Here is an 18,509-nt window from a genome sequence, read left to right on the forward strand (position 1 = left end):
CATGAATTGTATTCGCTTTCAAATCAATGTGTATTTTTTTCCCTATGTGTCGAAACGCGAATCCCAACTGCCCCAACGTTCGGGTGACTGATATCCGACCATAAGAGATACGGTTCATCCGCATTTTTATAGACTGGTAACGGTTTTTTAGTGGCTAGATCAATTAGCTCGTCTTCTTCAGTTGCTCCGATCTCTGTTAAAGGAATCTGTTCGCAAGCGACTGCAGCGATACTGCGAAATGCAAAATGAGCCTTGCCGTCTTTTTGATAGGTCAAATACCATTCATTTTTCCAAGCTGTTGGTCTTGCCCGCGTTTCATAGATGCCTTCACCATATAGCGCCAACCAATGGCCGATTTCTTCTAAGCGTTGGGTCTCTTCGAATGTAAATTCGCCATCAGGTGTTGGTCCGACGCCTAAAATCAAATTCCCCCCTTTACTGACTACATCAATCAAGGTTTCCAGCAGTTCTTGGCTGCTCTTAAAAGTATCATTCGGCACATAGCCCCAATCATTTCCAATCGGGATATTGCTTTCCCAAACTTTTTTAGGAATTTCTGCTAATGCAGGAATTTTGCGTTCTGGTGTCACATAATTTTCATGACGGCCCCCCATCATCCGATCAACGATGATCAATTCCGGCTGTTTCTCACGCGCAATCTCAGCTAAACGATCCATTTGTAGGTCTTCTTTGCCTTGTCCGCACCAACCGGCATCTAACCAAAGAAAATCGACTTTTCCGTAATTGGAGGTAATCTCCGCAATCTGGCGATGCACAAACGACACATAGCGTGCCCAAATTTCTGGATGAAGATGGGTATCGTAACTGGCATGACGGCCTTTGACGGTATCATCATCCAACCAGTAAAAAGGAGAATACCAGTCAGCTTTAGAATAATAGGCTCCTGTGGCGATCCCTGCTTCTCGAAATGCCGTAAACACTTCTTGCAATATGTCGCGTTTAAAGGGACTTAATTTCCCGCCGATTTTAAACTCTGATTCCATTGTATTGAACATCGAAAACCCATCATGATGCTTTGTTGTGAATAAACAGTACTTAAACCCTGCATCCTTACAGATTTTTGCCCATTTGCGGGTATCCAGCTTCTTCGGTTCAAACCGATTGATCAACTGCCAATAATCCAAACGCAGTGCTTCGATGGTTTCTCGATAAGGGTGGTTTTCTCTAGCCCATTCATCTTTTTCAGATAATTGCCAAGACTCAACGATCCCCGCTTCGGCATACAGCCCATAATGGAAGATCACTCCGAATTTCAAGTCTTGAAACCATTCCAGACGTTGCTTGAGCATTTCTGTTTCTGGGACTAGTTCTTCTTGAATGTTCCCTTTGGCTTCTTCAATATCACCGCGAATATTTGTCATTCATTTGCACTCCTTTCTTTGTTCTAAATGTAAGCGAAAAAAATGTCCTATAACAATATGTAAGTTTTTTCGCTATGTTAAAACGAACAACTTCGTCTATAAAAGGTGCAAGGAATAAAGCTTGATCTCGATGAACGTTTTTGGAGAAATGTAGCGTTTCAAATACATTTGCTGTGTTTTTCTTGTTTTCGATGTGTGATTTTTCCATTTACTCCCACTGGCTATATATCAATGATACGATTAGAACAACAAATAAAGCGGATACAACAAAACTTGTATCCGTAAGAAAGTGAGGGGCTTATGAAACAAACGAATGGTATTTATCATGTTTCCTATCAAGTCGGCGATTGGTTACTTCATTGCCTGAAGTTGCAGTTACTTTGGTTTTATTGGGTATTTCGATACGGGATATTTTTAGGTATTTTTCCTGCCACCGCTACGATTATCCAAGCTTTTTTCGATAGCTTCCAAAAAAAGGAACGACCAGCGTCTTTGAAGACTTGGTTCAAAACTATCGTGAAAAAAAATTTCCGTCGTGCCAATCAATTAGGCGCCATGCAAGCGGGTTTGTTGTTGTTCTTATGGTTGGAATTACGTATCTCTAGTACTTTTATCCAAAATAGCTTGATTCACTTTTTTTTGCTGCTGCTATTTATCAGTGCCCTTTTGATAAGCTTGTACCTTCTGCCGGTCTATTTGCGTTATGATTTGACGCTTCTTCACTATTTTAAACAAGCAATATTACTAATGGTTATCAGTGTTCCCCAAACAATTGCGATGATTTTGGGAATCTTAGTGACTACTATCATTTTGACTTTTTTGCCAATCTTATTAGTCATCGGCTTTGTTCCCTTTTTCCTATTCCCCAGTAGCTGGTTCTCTTTTCAAGCGATTCAGCGCTCGGAATCACTGATGAAAGAAGGACGCTCGTGATGAAGGACATTTTTATCCAAAGTAATGAAAACCTCGATGATTTTTTTAGTCACGCACTGCAAGAACTAGAATTGAGGGAAACGCCGAATGGTCATCCCTTGCGCTTGATTCATCGACCCGGTTCCCTGAAAATTTGCCACGGCCCACTAGAAACGATCATTTACTATCAAGAAAAAGCGCATTTGTTTCGGGCATTAACTTTATGGGTGCATGAAGATCGCCCAGTCTATGTCTTAGAAGAACAGCCGCATTTTGAAGCAATTGGACCAATGATCGATCTGTCCCGCAATGCGGTGATGACCGTCAAAAAGCTGGAACGGTTCATTTTATTAACAAGTAAGATGGGCCTCAATCGCCTCATGCTCTATATGGAAGATACTTATGAAATTCCTGAGTACCCTTATTTCGGACATTTGCGCGGTCGTTATACCCAAGTAGAATTAAAGGCTCTAGATACCTATGCCCAAGCCGTAGGAGTAACTTTGATTCCAGCGATTCAAACATTGGCACATTTGACGAATCCTTTAAAGTGGCAGTTCGCTGGAAGTATTCGGGACACAGAAGATATTCTACTGGTGGGAGAAGAAGAAACGTATACTTTTTTGGAAGCAGCGATCCGTTCGATCCGTTCGTGTTTTGCAACTGATCAACTGCACATCGGTATGGATGAAGCACACCAATTGGGGAAAGGAAAGTATTTAGAAATAAACGGGTTACAAGACCGGTTCACGATTATGGCCGCACACCTAAAGCAGGTAGCTGCGCTTTGTCAAAACATAGGTTTTGAGCCGATGATGTGGAGCGATATGTTTTTTAGAATCGGTGCGCCTACGGGTGATTACTACGATTCAGACGTGTGTTTTCCGACAGAATTATTTGCTGACCTCCCTGCGGTCAAAATGGTTTACTGGGATTATTATCATCATGATCATGCCTCTTATCAGCGAATGTTTGCGAAACACCGGGAATTAAAACAGCCGATCGTCTTTGCTGGAGGTATCTGGACGTGGAACGGTTTGGCGCCGAACTACGGCAAAAGTTTCGCCACTATGCGTCACGCCTTGCAAGCCGCCAAAGAAAACGATGTCCAAGAAGTCTATGCCACACTTTGGGGCGACGACGGAGCTGAAACACCAGTGATTGCTGCGCTACTAGGTTTGCAATATTTCAGTGAAGCGCAGTTTGGAAACGACCTTTCGTTAGAGAATTTAACTAAAAAATTTCAGCTTTTTCACCAGTCAATAGCCAACGACTTTTTACTGCTTGATCGCTTTGATCAAACTGCAGGTGTGCAAAAAAACAATCCTCACGGAGAAAACCCCAGCAAGCTGTTGCTCTACCAAGACTTGCTGTATGGCTTGTATCAAGAAAATTTAACTGATCTTTCTTTAGCATCCCACTATCAAACATTGGCTCAAGAGTTGGCTGCTGTGAAAGCAACACGGGACACACAAACGATGTTTGCCTTTTATCAGCAGCTGGCTGATGTTTTGGCACAAAAAGCCTGTATTACCAACCAGATCACCAGTGCCTATAAAAGCAAGGATCGCACCGGACTGCACCAAGCAGTAGATGCGATCAGTGTCTATAAATCCGCCTTGCAATCCCTTTATGAAGCCCATCGTCAAGTCTGGTTTGACTGGAATCGACCTTTCGGTTTTGAAATTATCGATCTGCGATACGGCGCCTTGCTGATGCGCTGCGATACGACACTCTGGCGGCTTACTGCCTTCTTGGACGGGGAGCTCGATACGTTGGAAGAATTGACTCAACCGTCCTTACCAATGGTGACCCCTTTCAGCGGCAGTACTTCTGTGGGTCGCAATTTATTTCATGGAATCTATAGTGCGGGGAAAATTTCTGATGTTTAAAAGAAGGAGTGAGAACTTATGAAAACATCCTTGCTGCGCCGAACCGTCATCGTGAGTCTGCTGACTATTGTTAGCCTATTCTTTCTCTATTTTCTAACAACCGGTTCTTCTGCTCCAGTTCATGCCCAACCTTCAGAAAAACTGGAGATGACAGGTAATATTACAAATCAAGCAGCGGCGAAGGCGTGTTTGGCAGTGCTGAAAGAAAATTTACAAGCAGCCTCTGACCAAGACGCGACAGCCTATGCCGCAACGCTAGTGGCAGCAGCGCGAGCAGAGACGACCCAAGAATTAGCTGACTTTTTTGCAGAAGAACAGCTGCAGCACACGCTGCTTTCTTTTGAAGTCGTTAAACAAGAGACAGGATCCATGCTGGTCGCGGCTCAACAGAAAACGATCAGCCCAAAAGACTCTTCTTACCGTGACCACATCACAGAGGCTTACCATACCTTTGTCAAGGAAGCAGATGGCTGGAAAATTCAAGAAACAGTCATGGCGAATACAGAATTTCTTTAAGTGATTGAAAAAGGAGTTATTTTTAATGAGAACGTATAAAAATTGGCCTGCCGACTACCCTGACCCAAACTGGTTCCTCCATGATCGGTTTGGCTTATTCATCCATTTCGGCCTATTCAGTATTGGCGCTCGACACGAATGGTTTATGACGACAGAAAAAATTGAACCCACCACCTATCGCGAGAACTATTTTTCTCAGTTTGATCCTGATCTTTTCAATGCAGAGGAATGGGCTCAAACCGCAAAGAAGGCCGGTTTTCAATACATGGTCTTCACGACGAAACATCATGAAGGCTTTGCCCTTTGGGATACCGCTCTCAGCGAATACAAAGTGACCAATACCCCCTTCAAGCGTGACCTCTTAGCAGAACTGCTGCCGGCATTTCGTAAGGTCGGCATTAAGATTGGGCTGTATCATTCGCTGATCGATTGGTATCATCCAGATTTCACGCTCGACGGCCTGCATCCGCAACGAGAGACTATTCAAGCCCGTCAGACGAATAACCAGCGTGACATGCGCCGCTATCAAGATTTTTTAGCTGGTCAAGTCACTGAACTACTGACTAACTATGGAACCATCGATTATATGTGGTTTGATTTTCCATATAGTCATCGAGATTGGGGATGGTCTAAAGGCAAAGGTGCCGCCGATTGGGATAGTAAGCGGATCGAAGAAATTTGTCGAAACCTGCAGCCGAACATGCTGCTGAATGACCGTCTGGATTTGGGCCGAGGGATTACCACCCCTGAGCAATTCCAACCAGACAAACCATTAGAAGCGGATGGATTGCCTTTGATATGGGAAGCGTGCCAAACGATGTACGAAACGTGGGGCTATGATCGTGATGCTCAGCACTGGAAATCCAGTGAAATGATGACCAAAATGCTGATTGACACAGTGGCAAAAGATGGGAACTTTCTTTTAAATATCGGCCCAAATGCTCGTGGAGAAATCAGCTTACCAACTCGCAGCCATTTAGAAGCCATCGGTTCATGGATGCATTATCATCAACAAGCGATTATCGGCTGTGGTGCCAGCTCTTTTCAACCGCCTATTGACAGTCGTTACACCCAAAACGGGAACAAACTTTACTTGCACCTCTTTTCTTATCCATACAAATCCTTGCATCTTCCAGGGCTTGCAGGACGCGTAAAGCATATCCGTTTCTTACATGATGGCTCCGAATTGTTTTATCGAGGATTTGATCCCGAGGAAGTTCTCACTTCAACGGAAGCCATCATCAACAAAGAGGACCTTGTTCTCAGCTTACCCGTCTGCCCACCAGATGTGTTGGTACCAGTGGTCGAGATCACTTTAAGAGAAATGTAAGCACCCGTTGCACTGTCCTAAATGAAGAATTTATTTATATGAAGACGTTGCCCTTACTTTCTTTACAAAAAAATGACTAGAAGCGGATCGCTTTTAGTCATTTTTTATGGCTATTTGTTCAAGAACTCCCGCAAATTTGCCTATACGAAAGTAGCCAACCAGCTTGTTGAACAGGTGATGAGAACATGCAGACGAGTTGAGTGCTTAATCCATCCTTAACGGTACTTACCACAGGAGGTTCAAAGTTCCTTAGACAAATAAAGAACAAGATCGTCATTGTTGCAGCAAGGCGCATTCATCGCACAATTCTGATTATTGAACCAAACACCAGATCCATCTGGAATATAGCCTTGTTTTACATACAGTCTCTGGGCCGATCCATAACCATTATGCAGGCCTACCCCCAATGTCACCACGGCAGCTATTTCTCGTGCCTTTTCTTCGGCTGCTTTTAAAAGCTGACTGCCTACCCCTTGATTTTGATAGGATTCAAAAATATTAAAATCCACAATTTCTGGATACAAGCCTTTAAATGGTCCGTGCTTTGCTAGAGGGACCAAGGTCAAATACCCGGCAGTTTTGTTGTTTATTTTGGCAAGCAAAACGCATCTCTCCCCCGCTTCTTGCTCGTTTAAATAATCAATCAAGAGCTGCTGGCGAGAAGGCCACCCTTGCTTTAAAAACATTTGATCCATTTCAAGGATATCTTTTCTCTTCAACGGTTGAATGTCTAAGACCACTTATTTGCTCCCTTTCTCCCCCTCACTCGGGGCTATGTTCATTCTATACAGTGTGCCGCTGGCATTGATTTGCCTTATCGTTAAACTTATTCATCATAAAAAAATAATAGGGATTATCAGGGATTGCTGCTTCACCCAATTCCTCTAGCAATCAGCTGAATGTCGCTTCCCACCCATCATAGAGCTTTTGAACTGTCTCTTTTGGCCGATTGGGTTCATTATAAACTTTTTGGCTAATGGCCGCTTGGAGCCAAAAAATCGCTTGGATCACTTCACGACTGGTCTGGGCCTCAGGTACATCCGCCCAGACGGATAAAGCGATCGCCTGTGTTTGGGCAAGCTGTTCCTGTGCAACTTGTTGTCCATTGGCAAACGTCGTCAACTGGAATTCATTGCTGATTTTTTCGTAGGTTGGATAAGTATAGCCTGCCGCTTCTCCTAAGACATAATAGAAAAAATTATCATTGTGATTGATCATGGTATAGCCTTTTTCAAAAAAGACATCTGCCGGCGCCATATTCTGGTTCCAACGGGTCCAATAGGAGATTTGGCAATTCTCCGTCAACGTTGTCTGCTCTTGGCGATTCAAGCGGTAAAACCCATCATTCCAGACCCGCACAACAAAGCCGAGACTTTCAACAAAGGCCGCCAGCTCATTGACGTAATCAATAAAGACTTCGATTCCGCTAGCTTTTTCCCCATAGCGCTCGCGGGCTGCTTCGATCATTTGCGGAAAGTTTTCTAAATGATCAAAATCAATAAACTCATCGGCACCAATATGAAAATAGGTGCTGTCTTCAAACAGTTGCGCATATTCCCGATAAACTTCCTGAATAAAAGCTACCGCTTCTGAATCCAAAATGTTCAGTGCTCGTTCATCACGCGTGCCATCGGCTGTCGGTAATTGCCACTCGGGCTTTTGAGCCAATACTTGCCGCAAATGACCAGGAGAATCAAAATCAGGGATAATGGCAATTGAATGGTTTTGAGCATACGCAATCAATTCACGAATTTCCTGCTTGGTCAAATATTCTTCCGAAACGATTTCTGGAAATTGCTGGGATTCAATCCGAAAGCCTTCGTTTTCCGAAAAATGAAGCTGCAGATGCGTAAATTGGAAGCAAGCCATACTGCGGACGATTGCTTTCAAATCAGTTAGAGAATAAAATTTACGCCCGATATCGATCATCAGACAGCGTTCTTTAAGCGCTGCTAGATAGCTTTTCTGTGCTAATTGACCTGTCGCTTGATCTCGGCCATATTTGGTTAACGCGTAAAAGACGTGTTCTGGCGAGGACACACTGATTGTTTGGGTTTCAAATCGAAAATCAGCATCCAGCTGCGGATCGACCACTATTTGCGGGAGCGGTTCCTTCGCCGACTGCCAACCTATCTCCTCAAAAAAGACGGCAGCTCGTTGCTGAGCTTCTTTCAAATCAACTGGTTTATTCATCTCATTCTTCCTCTTACTTTCAATAATTTACTTTCAATAATTTCTCATTTTTTGGTTCATTTCACGGTATTGCCCTGGAGTCACACCCACTATTTTTCGGAACTTTCTCGTATAGTTGGAAACATCATAATACCCATTGTTACGAATAATTTCTTTGATCGGCAAATCTGTTTCAATCAGTTCTTCTTTGATTTTTTTCAGCCGTAATTCTTGAATATATTTGGAGAAGGTTTTGCCACTTTCTTTTTTTACAAAACGGCTGACATAAGAGACAGATACACCTACTTCCTCTGCCACCGATTCTAGCGATAGCTGAGAGGAATGATAATTTTCTTGAATAAAACTGAAGATTTTCTCATTCATTTCCGACTCGTCATCCAGCGGCTGTTTCTGCACCTTTGTACAAATCTGCTGGGCAATCGTTAACAAGGCCGTCTGCAATTGGTTCAAGCTGTTGAAATCGGCACTTTCAGAAGCAGTATGCAGTACCTCTGCCCCCACCAATTCACCGCCGACTTGCGCGATCGTATTCAACAAGTAGTAGCCGTACATTTTTTGGACACGAGGAGAAGTCTGTTTGCTCTCGCCTTCTTCAATCAAACGTTGGATCGTTTCACTGGCAATTTCAATATTTCCTTGATTCAAGGCTTGGATCAATTTTAATTTTTGATTGTCTGGATAATTGATCGGTAAATGTTTGGTCTCTTGGGAAAGCTCCGCATAGTAGCTGATTTGCTTCCCTTGACTTCCTTGATTTTCCAGTGCCGCCAATCCTTCGATATACGATTCATTAATAGCCGTTAGTTGATCCACCGTCATCCCGACACCCATTGCGGGTGTTAGGGAGATCGCTTGGGTAATTTTTTCCGCGATAGCATCTACAATTTCTTTTTGTTCTTTGCCATCAACAAAGCCAACGGTCAATGCCAGCATTTCTGTGGACAAAATTTCAGTGGCATATGCCGTATAATCAGCTTCTTTGATTTCTTCGATATAATCAATTAAAAATTTCTTATCCCCTTGCTTGGCTTTGGTATCAACAGTTTTCGTATCAATGGCGATCACAAAATAATTCGACTTAGGAAAACAAACATGGACAGCTTCCAAAAGCAGAGCCAATTCTTGTTCTGAACGGAAACGTCCACTCATTAATTTGCGCAATACTTGTTCTCTCGCATGGGGTGTTTGTAAACGAACTTCCTGATGCAGTTCTTGGTGCTCTACCAAAAATGCCGCTAGCGTATTATGGACATCATCCATCGAATGAAGAGTCATTTTTGGATCACGATGAAACTCCTGAACCAGATTTTCTATTTTGCGAATCGGCCGATAACTGCGTAAACCAAGCATCACGACTGCGGTGATACCCGTAAACAATATGGCGATAAATACTAGGACGAACTGTTCTTGCACACGGTTGACTGAAGCCAATGCTTGATTCGGATTGGCGACAGCTACGACCGAAATATTCAATTCTTTGTTGGCAATTGCTTGAACAAAATACGTCGATTGTTCAAACCGCATTCGTCCTGTTTGAATGCCTTTTTTCATTCGCTCAGGATGATTTAAAAAGCGTGCTAACTCATCATTGGTGGTACTGGCTAATAACTGATACTCATCATTGATGATATAGGTATTGCTGAGCCCATCACTATTGCTTAAATCAAGGATTCTCTTCAAATTGTTTTCTTTAATTTCGTAGATTGCTGCGCCGTAAACGGTCATTTCTTCACTTTGAATTGGAACGATATAAAAGAAACGCGAATATCGCTGTTCTCCACCAGCACCTTCCAATGTCAGTAACGTCGGCGCTGGAGAGTCCAATTGTGCGACCAATTGAACTTGGTCCATATCGTTTTTTGGCAGTACCTTATTCAAGAATGTGTCGACTGACAGTGAGCCAACGGTTGAATAAAGGGTCGCCGGAGCTTCTTTATAATATAAATAGACTTCTTCGACTAGATCGTTAGTGATTTTATATGTCTGCATCGCTTCTTTTGCTTCTTTAGTCAAGTAAGGATGCTGTAGGTATTTCAATGAAACAACATGATCATTGGTCATTTTTTGAGTCAGATAATTCAATTGAATAAATGTATTTTCTAATGAATATTTCAATTGGATCAATTGATTTCTGGCCGTCAGCAGTACTTGTTCATTGATACTTTTGACAGAGGTATCATACCAAATCCATGACACGGCTAAAAAAGGCACTAAAAACACGATTAAATAAGAGCTGATGGCACGAATGATTCCCCTAAATAGTTTTTGACGATTCTGTTCCGTGTACTTTCTCACTTGCATCACCTATTCTCTGTTATTTCAAAAGCTCAAAAACGCTTTCATTTATCGGTACTTATTTAGGAGAAAAGAATGTATGATACTCTAATAAAATACGCTTTATTTTAATAAAAAACAATGCTTTTTTACAAGTTAGCTATCAGGCTTGTATTTTCTTAACCAGTTATAACAAGCGCCTAATAAATTTGATTCATTGCCAAAACGACAGGCACAAATGTTTGGCACGATAACAGTACTTGGAATCTGTTCAGCAATCACAGCCAATCGTGCGTTTACTTGAGGGATCAAGAAACGGCTAGCACTGATTCCACCACCAATCAAGATAATTTCCGGATCAATCATGTACTGTAGGCTATAGCAAGCTGCCGCCAGCTTATCGACAAAATCAGCGACCATTGGCAGACATCGCGGATCTTGTTCTTGAACCAGTGTATCAATGCGCTGCCCATTGATTGTGGGATCTCCGATACGCTCTGCTGTTTCTTCCACAAGAGTTCTGGTTGACCCTGCGATGCTCCAAAGTTCCCAATCCTTCGTTTCGGTCGGAAAAAGCATATAGCCAAACTCTCCTGCTAGTAAGTGTTTGCCGCGAACCAATTGATGGTTAATCATTAAGCCACCGCCAACGGATGTACCTAGGACAATTGTCGCAAAGGACGCACAATTTTGAGCGTGACCTAACCACTTTTCTGCCAATAACGCACAGTTGCCATCATTTTCGGCAGCCACTGGACATTGGTATGTGCTTCGCAAATGCCTAACCAGTCTTTTGCCAAATTCTTCATACAAAGGTGATGTCATCCCGATTTCTTGGCTTCGTGGATCAACCAGTCCCGTTGAGCTAATAGCAATACCATCAAATGTTGCAGCATAGAATGCATCGATGTGTCGACATATGCGTTGCGTGACTGTGGCATATTCCTTGTTCATAGGAAATTGAGTCAATTGTCTGCGTTCCCCTTGACTATTCACTAACCCACATTTAATAGCAGTACCGCCAATATCAATTGCTAAAATCCACATTTTCTTAACCTCACAAGGCTTTCTTTTATCTTGCATTTAGTATACGCAACCAATGTTTTCGGCGACCATATGTATTTCTTGCAACAGTGTGTCAAATCCGCCCAAGCCATAAAAAACCCCGCAACGAAAGATATCTTGCATTTAGAAAGAATATACGTTGTACAGAAAGTGATAGCTTATCTGCTTATTTTTAAAACACTAAAAAGATCAGGTTTAACGCTCAGCTTCACAAAACTGTTCATCCTGCAAAGCAAAAAAGAAATCCATTAGATACGGTGCCTGAGAATTTTGTCAGCAAAGGAAACAGCTACCCTTTTTTTGAGATAAGCTATCTAGTTTATAAAACAAAAAACCGTCACGCATAAGACATCCTCTCATGCGTGATCGGCATTCTACTTAGTCATTGCTTTTTAGAAATAGATCGAACGATTTTTTAGAACTTAGTTGCTGACTCTGGGTGTCACAACAGAAAATCTATTAGCAATAAACTAACTTTGTTCTGTTCTTACACTCTGGTCACTCATTGCTCATTTGAGTCATAAAACCTCAATAAACGCTTGTGCTCGTTCAATACAGTCCCTGCTCCAAATAATCCACCAACGGACCCAAGTACTTTTTATCTGTCCAATCACAATCTTGTCCGTTGGCTTCCATGAGTGCCTTCGTCTGTGGGTCATAGGTGTGCGGCGCTTTCTTAGCCGCAGCTTTTCTTAACATTTTCACTAAGTTTCGATCAAAGAAATTCATTTTGCTTTCCTGCCATTGTCCTCTGCCGTAAAAAAGGGGGATGTCCTTTATTGGACCCGTGAGATTCTGTTCTCTGAGTTTTTTCACAACATCTTCTTCAGGAGCAGAGGCTCCCACACAAAAGATAAGTATCTCTTTGTCTTTTAGCTGGTTGGTATTCTTTTTTAAAAAGGACAGTCCAGCAATACCCGATGCATAGATTCCCCCACAGAAGATAATTGTGTCATAATCCATTACTTCAGCTATTTTCGCTTTTGGGGTTTCTAGGCTGGAAAAACCTGTTGCATCTTGAAGCCAGTGGACATACTTTTTGACAGCGCCGTATTTCGATTGATAAACAATCATGCCGTTTTTCATGGGGGAACTCCTCTCTGCAGTTAGGACTGCACCTTATGGTTTTGTTCCAGCTATTGCTTGTTCTAAAAACGTTTCGTACGCTTTTTCCTGTTGTGCATAGATTTCATCTAGTGGAATACCAGGTGTCGTTACTGAGAAAATCGTACCGATTCCGATCGTGTAAATGAGCATATGCATGTGTAGCTGTTTGGCGGTTTCTATACTGATAGTCAAATCGGCGGCAATCCTTTGGGCTACTTCAGGATTCGTCTCCAACTGATACAGATCTTCTAATGACGAAACATTCGCTCTTTTTTGTAAGACAAAAATACTCAAAATATGGGGTTCTTCTTTCGCCAATTGCAAATACGCGTGTCCGGTACTGCGAAACAGATCCTGGGGGTCGCTATGGGCTTCTAGATACGCTTGTAAAAATTGCCGTGCTTTCTGCTCTACCTCTGTTCGCAGGCCCTCCATATTGGTGCAGTAACTATAAATGGGCTGGACTGAACAGCCTAACTTCTCGGCAATGTTCTTGACGATCACTTGCTCCATACCGCCTTTTCGTGCAATCTCAAAGGCGGCATCAACCACCATTTCCTTTGTTATTCGTTGTTTCGGCATTCATTGCCCTCCCTAAGCACAAGTTGCGTTATATAAACTCTTTATATAAATCGATTATATTCTTTTACTCCTTCGAAGTCAATTGGGTCCAGGCCACTATCCCTCGCTCTTTCTATTGAATAAAGGGTTGTCTATTTCTCAAAAATCATCGTTCATAGGTTGTAAATCTTCCGTTACTTTCCAATGATTGCTGGCTCTTTTATCCGCACAAAAAAGGTACAGCCCACAGAAAAAGGCTGTACCGTAGATAATACGTATGGACTCTTTTACACTCGAAGCTGCTACACTTCTGGGGTGTCCTCTGGTGGCGCTTCGGGGATCGGTTCTTCCTCTTCATACAAGGAGGAAACCCGCGTATACCATTCAAACACATGGGTAATGACCACTTTAGCTGCCGCATACACAGGAATCCCTAAAATGACCCCAACAAGGCCAAACAGTTTTCCTGAAGTCAAGAGGACTAACAGGATCGTGACAGGATGAATCGACAACTCGTTTCCTAGAACTAATGGAGAAATCAAGCGGCCTTCAATGGTCTGCTCAATGACAAAGACGATCAGCACTTGGATCAGTAACACGGGTCCACCGACGATTCCTAAAAAGACCGCAGGGATCATGGCCAAAAAAGATCCTAAGTAAGGGATCAAATTTAGAAATCCCGCTGCAATCCCCAGTGTGATGGCATAATCTAAGCCAATGATACTAAACCCGATCATAAACATCACTGCGACCGCAAACGCCACCGTCAGTTGTCCCCGAATATAGGAGGATACTTGATCGTTCATCTCTTTTAAGACGACCAGTGATGGCTGGCGCATTTTGGTTGGCAGAAATTTAACAAAATAAGGGGCTAGTTTACGGCCATCTTTCAGTAGGTAGAACAAAATAAATGGCATGGTAATGACCGCTAAAACGATCGTTGCAACGGCGCCGAAGAAACTGCCTAGATTTTGAATCGTGCTGCGGGAAAGGTTTTGGACGATATCCGTCAAAGAAGAAATCAGCTTCTCATTGGAGGCTTCGATCTGCTCTTGGACTTGCGAGAAGATTGGATCAGAGAGAATCTCATTCACCTTATTCTCGATGATCGTCAAGTAGCTTGGCAAATTATCCGCAAAGCTCATGGATTGCTCTTGGATCTTAGGGATGATCACCACCACACCCCAGACGATCAGACCAACCACTAAAATAAAGAGACCAAAAATACTGTAGATTCGTTTGATTCCCTTGCGTTCTAAGTAGTCGACGGTGGGGTTCATCAAGTAATACAAGATCCCCGCCAAAATGATTGGCAATCCGACGATGGCTAAAAATTGCCAGACGGGTTCAAACAAATACGACACTTTCGTAAAGAGCAGCAAAATCAAGAGAATCAATAAAATGACCAGCAAGCTGGTCACTGCTTGATTGTTTAAAAACCATTTCCAAAACCAGGAATGCGGCTTTTTCTGCGTTTCTTTCATGACATTCTTTGCCTCCTAGTCGTACGTCACCTGCATGCCGACTTCTAGTTTCGGCAGAACAGTTGGCGTTAAATAAATCGCACTTGAAAGCTGATCTTCAGCCGGCACTTCGTCAAAGACAAAGGTCACATGCTGGATCGTTTGCAGGATTTGGTTTACGACCGTCCCTACATATTGGACTTGATAGGTCTGATCACCAAAAGTGATCTGGTCCCCTTTTGTGACGACTAACGCTTGCGAATCAGGAATCGTTTGAATGACTGAATATTCTCGCAGTGTGTCGGTCGCTTCTTCCCCAAAAAAGATGATCATTCTTTCTTGCGAATCGATCGCTTGTGGACCGATTCCTTTGATCGTCCCTTTTTTCATATGACAAACTCCCCTTTCTATCTTCTTGTTTATTATAACATAAAGAGTTTTTCTACCCGCCCAAAACCGCATTCTATGGTAGAATTAAATAGGAATGAAACTATTAGGAGGTTTTTTTATGTTGCAAACGATTTATTTAGGTACGTACACTCGTCGCGAAAGTAAAGGGATCTATTCGATCGCTTTAGATACGGAAAAAGGAACACTGACCGATTTGACCTTATGCGCGGAAGAAAAAAGTCCGACTTATCTTGCCCGCAGTAAAAAAGAAGCAGTTTACAGCGTCACAGAAGTAGATGGCAACGGCGGCGCAGCTGCTTATACCCCAGACTTTACCTTGCTGAATACCGCAACGGAAGAAGGCGCACCACTTTGCTATGTAGCAGTTGATGAAACCCGTCAGCTTTTATATGGTGCCAACTACCATAAAGGTGAAGTGAATGTTTATAAAATTCTAGAGGATGGCAGCATCGAAGCAACGGACAGCATCTACCATGATGAACCCGTCGGCTCTCATGAAAACCAAGACAAACCTCATGTCCACTATACTGACTTAACACCAGACCAACGTTTAGCAGTTTGTGACCTTGGAACAGACCGGGTATATACTTATGATATTTCAGAAGATGGCAAACTGACAGAAGTTTCCGTTTACGTGGCAGAAGACGGAACTGGTCCACGTCATTTGGTCTTCCATCCAAATAACCAATACGCTTACTTAGTGGGCGAATTAGACAGCTCATTGACTGTTTTACGCTACAATGAAGCAGATGGCAGTTTTGAGAAAATCCAAAAGGTGCCAACGATCCCTGCGGACTTTACGGATTTCAACAGTGGCGCTGCGGTACGTATCTCGAACGATGGCCGTTTTGTTTACAGCTCAAATCGCGGCCATAATTCAATCGCTGTTTTTGAAGTAACCGATGAAGGCGCTGGCCTGACTTTTGTTCAATCAATCTCGACTGAAGGCGACTTCCCTCGCGATTTCGATTTGGACCCGACAAACGTTTATCTCGTTTGTGCCAACCAAAATTCTGATAACCTAACGTTATACAAACGCGATGAAGCCACTGGCAAATTGACTGTCTTAGAAAAAGACATCTACGCACCAGAATGTGTCTGCGTCTTATTCAAAAAATAAAGTTTTGGAGGATTCCCCCATGTTTGATAAAACACCAAAGGAACTTGTGCTCAAAGATTTTTCTAATATCTACAATAAATGTCAATCAACCTTTGAACTAGTGACGAGCCGCAAATACAATGAATCATTGGTCCTATTAACGACTGCAGAAACGTATGCGATCGCTGAAAAAGCCTATATTCGCTGCGATACTGCCAAAGAGCTGCAAACAGCGGAAGTCATTGCTTTCTTTGATGCTTTTGAGATCTATTATTTTGAATTAAAACAAGTCCTTTTTCATGATGACGATGATTTTGTTTCTTTAAAAAATCGTTTAGAAAAAATGAAAGACACTTACGAAGCATTGACAGCCTCATTTCATTTGTTATGATGAAATCAAATCAAATGTGAAAAAGGTGACGTTATGAATCAAGAACAAGTGTTGGATCGTTTACGAGAAGAATTGGCCATGCCGTTTTTCGAAGCAAAACTAGAAGACAAAGAGTATTCCGAAGAAGACTATCAACAAGTCAAAGCGGATTTGGTAAAATACTTTGATGACTATGTACGCAATGTAGAAAATTAAGAAACAGCCTGCGATGATTCCTTCATCGCAGGCTGTTTTACTGTTATAACGTCACTAGAAAGTTTTGATTCGTCGTAGCTTCGATTTGAGGATGCTGTTTTAAATAGTCAGCAATCAGTTCCGTCATATCGACTTGAATCTCACGAACGATTTTTTCGGCAGAAAACATGGCGTAGTTGCCGCCACCTACTGCACGGTATTGGTTAATGACGATCTCTAATTCTTGATCCATCGCAATGGCTTTTTCTTCAAAGTCCAAGCGGGTGATTCGCTGACCGACGGGTTGACTAAGATCGATCGTATACTCGATGCCTTCATACATATCGTAGTTATAATATTGCGGTTTTGGCTCAATAAAAGCAGGATTGAAGACGATCTGACCGTCAACAACGGCTAAATAATCCGCCGTTTGTTCTAAAGCGGCTTTTAATTCGGCACCTGTTATTTTGACTACGGCTAACGTATTTGGGTAAATATAATTAGTGATCACATCTCGCATCGTGATGGTTGCGCCAAAGCCTTTGCCCTCATTGTTGAAAAGAGCAGTACCAGAAATTTTGGCGCCGCTGGCAGCCATCTGAACACGATTGATGAATTCAATATAAGGATGCTCTTTCAAGCGTGCCCCCATCGGATCGGTGATTCGCATATCCCCACTGACTTTGCCTAACGGCTGATCTAGCCAGGTTTGTAATTCTTCTTCGATGGGTGCTAACAAAGCCAACGTCTCTTGATCTGGGACAGCATCTGCAACAGGGATCAACGCAGCCGTACTGTTTGTGACATGAACCCCTGTCTGATTTTTTTCAACCGTCAATTCGATGGCGCCGATAAAGCTTCCACGATAACCGGGCTGTACAACGGGGACACCATTGATTTTTGTGGCGATCTCACGGTGCTGGTGTCCTGTGAAGAACGCATCGATTCCTGAGACTTCCTGCAATAATTGATAGCCCTCATTTTCACCAGTCAATAATTCGGTCGGTCCTCCAGTGACTAAATCACGCTCGAAGCCGCCATGGTAGCTGACGACAACGATATCGGCTTGTTCTCTTAAGTAAGGCACATAGTTTTTCGCTGTCTCAACGATGCTGACAAACTGCATCCCGCGAATCGTCGCAGGCTGTTCCCAATGAGGAATATATGGCGTCACCATTCCTAAGATCGCGATCTTTACCCCTTCTTTTTCAATGATGGTGTAAGCTTGGCCAAAGAATGGTTCTCCCGCTTCATTTAAAATATTCGCTGCGAGTACTGGTGTTTGGTAGCTGGCGATCGCTTCTTGCAAATAAGGCAGACCGTAGTTGAACTCATGATTGCCTAAGACATGGACATCAACGTCTAGGTGGTTGACGACAGCGGTCAATGCGGCAACGGAGTGCTGGCTTTTGGCGATGTAATAGCTTAAGGGCGAGCCTTGGATAAAGTCGCCATTTTCGATCGTTACGACCGGTCCGGTGGCTGCTTGACGTAGCTCTTTCATTTTGGTAGCAATTTTTGCCACGCCGAATCCTTGTTCCGTGTCATCGGCAAAATTGGTTGGATAGACATAGCCATGCATATCGCTCGTTTCTAAAAACGTGATTTTCATTCAAAAGACTCCTTTTCCCCTCAATAGACCAAAAGGGCATGCGCATAAGTCGAAAACCCTCGAAAGCCAGCATTTTCTGCTTCCTTGTGTCTTCAAACCTTATGGCACAAACCCTTTTGTCTTTCAT

17 protein-coding genes are annotated in these 18,509 nt (G+C 42.8%); 7 read left to right on the forward strand and 10 right to left on the reverse strand.

From position 1 onward, the window contains the following. Positions 1-23: 23 nt before the first annotated feature. Positions 24-1,382, reverse strand: a complete 1,359-nt coding sequence (locus IGI77_RS15130) for an alpha-L-fucosidase (RefSeq protein ID WP_438770299.1) — start codon at positions 1,380-1,382, stop codon at positions 24-26. Between the two features lie 300 nt (positions 1,383-1,682). Between IGI77_RS15130 and IGI77_RS15135 the strand changes: the two genes are divergently transcribed. From IGI77_RS15135 to IGI77_RS15150, 4 genes are read left to right on the forward strand one after another with little or no spacing between them, the layout of a single operon-like run. Further along, positions 1,683-2,315, forward strand: a complete 633-nt coding sequence (locus tag IGI77_RS15135; protein WP_015510403.1) for a DUF624 domain-containing protein — start codon at positions 1,683-1,685, stop codon at positions 2,313-2,315. Next, on the forward strand, positions 2,315-4,186 hold the full coding sequence (locus IGI77_RS15140; protein ID WP_438770300.1) for a beta-N-acetylhexosaminidase: 1,872 nt from the start codon (positions 2,315-2,317) through the stop codon (positions 4,184-4,186). The genes IGI77_RS15135 and IGI77_RS15140 overlap by 1 nt, the downstream gene beginning before the upstream one ends. An 18-nt stretch (positions 4,187-4,204) precedes the next feature. Further along, entirely contained in the window at positions 4,205-4,702 is a 498-nt protein-coding gene (locus tag IGI77_RS15145; RefSeq protein WP_438770301.1) for a hypothetical protein, read from the forward strand. A 25-nt stretch (positions 4,703-4,727) separates the two neighbouring features. After that, entirely contained in the window at positions 4,728-6,032 is a 1,305-nt protein-coding gene (locus tag IGI77_RS15150; protein ID WP_074536702.1) for an alpha-L-fucosidase, read from the forward strand. Between the two features lie 239 nt (positions 6,033-6,271). Here IGI77_RS15150 and IGI77_RS15155 read toward each other — a convergent pair whose 3' ends face one another. From IGI77_RS15155 to IGI77_RS15190, 8 genes are all read right to left on the reverse strand, one after another. Next, positions 6,272-6,772, reverse strand: coding sequence for a GNAT family N-acetyltransferase (locus tag IGI77_RS15155; RefSeq protein WP_195961323.1), 501 nt, complete (start codon positions 6,770-6,772; stop codon positions 6,272-6,274). Positions 6,773-6,923: 151 nt separating this feature from the next. After that, the gene (locus tag IGI77_RS15160) at positions 6,924-8,225 is read right to left on the reverse strand and encodes a family 20 glycosylhydrolase (RefSeq protein ID WP_015510408.1); all 1,302 of its coding nucleotides are present in this window, start codon (positions 8,223-8,225) and stop codon (positions 6,924-6,926) included. Between the two features lie 33 nt (positions 8,226-8,258). Then, the gene (locus IGI77_RS15165) at positions 8,259-10,526 is read right to left on the reverse strand and encodes a helix-turn-helix domain-containing protein (protein WP_074934089.1); all 2,268 of its coding nucleotides are present in this window, start codon (positions 10,524-10,526) and stop codon (positions 8,259-8,261) included. A gap of 129 nt (positions 10,527-10,655) precedes the next feature. Beyond that, entirely contained in the window at positions 10,656-11,582 is a 927-nt protein-coding gene (locus IGI77_RS15170; protein ID WP_438770302.1) for an ROK family protein, read from the reverse strand. Between the two features lie 531 nt (positions 11,583-12,113). Continuing rightward, positions 12,114-12,650 carry a flavodoxin domain-containing protein gene (locus tag IGI77_RS15175; RefSeq protein ID WP_060791537.1) on the reverse strand — a complete coding sequence of 179 codons (537 nt, stop codon included), beginning with the start codon at positions 12,648-12,650 and terminating at the stop codon, positions 12,114-12,116. Between the two features lie 33 nt (positions 12,651-12,683). Then, complete coding sequence (locus tag IGI77_RS15180; RefSeq protein WP_284590751.1) at positions 12,684-13,253, reverse strand: TetR/AcrR family transcriptional regulator; 570 nt, start codon at positions 13,251-13,253, stop codon at positions 12,684-12,686. 281 nt (positions 13,254-13,534) lie between these two features. After that, on the reverse strand, positions 13,535-14,716 hold the full coding sequence (locus IGI77_RS15185; RefSeq protein WP_015510413.1) for an AI-2E family transporter: 1,182 nt from the start codon (positions 14,714-14,716) through the stop codon (positions 13,535-13,537). A 15-nt stretch (positions 14,717-14,731) separates the two neighbouring features. After that, complete coding sequence (locus tag IGI77_RS15190; RefSeq protein ID WP_434236573.1) at positions 14,732-15,085, reverse strand: PTS glucitol/sorbitol transporter subunit IIA; 354 nt, start codon at positions 15,083-15,085, stop codon at positions 14,732-14,734. 118 nt (positions 15,086-15,203) lie between these two features. Here IGI77_RS15190 and IGI77_RS15195 point away from each other — a divergent pair, with 118 nt between their 5' ends. The 3 genes from IGI77_RS15195 to IGI77_RS15205 are packed head-to-tail and all read left to right on the forward strand — an operon-like array spanning position 15,204 to position 16,791. Next, a complete protein-coding gene (locus tag IGI77_RS15195) occupies positions 15,204-16,226 on the forward strand; it encodes a lactonase family protein (protein WP_438770303.1) in 1,023 nt (340 codons plus the stop codon). Positions 16,227-16,245: 19 nt separating this feature from the next. Next, entirely contained in the window at positions 16,246-16,596 is a 351-nt protein-coding gene (locus tag IGI77_RS15200) for a hypothetical protein (RefSeq protein ID WP_005233740.1), read from the forward strand. 33 nt (positions 16,597-16,629) lie between these two features. After that, positions 16,630-16,791 (forward strand): hypothetical protein, encoded by a 162-nt coding sequence (locus tag IGI77_RS15205; protein ID WP_005228019.1) that lies wholly within the window; start codon positions 16,630-16,632, stop codon positions 16,789-16,791. Positions 16,792-16,834: 43 nt separating this feature from the next. Here IGI77_RS15205 and IGI77_RS15210 read toward each other — a convergent pair whose 3' ends face one another. Then, positions 16,835-18,382 (reverse strand): bifunctional metallophosphatase/5'-nucleotidase, encoded by a 1,548-nt coding sequence (locus tag IGI77_RS15210; protein ID WP_438770304.1) that lies wholly within the window; start codon positions 18,380-18,382, stop codon positions 16,835-16,837. Between the last annotated feature and the right edge of the window lie 127 nt (positions 18,383-18,509).

Origin of the sequence: Enterococcus sp. DIV0213h (assembly GCF_051711285.1) — a bacterium.
Classification (GTDB): domain Bacteria; phylum Bacillota; class Bacilli; order Lactobacillales; family Enterococcaceae; genus Enterococcus_D; species Enterococcus_D casseliflavus.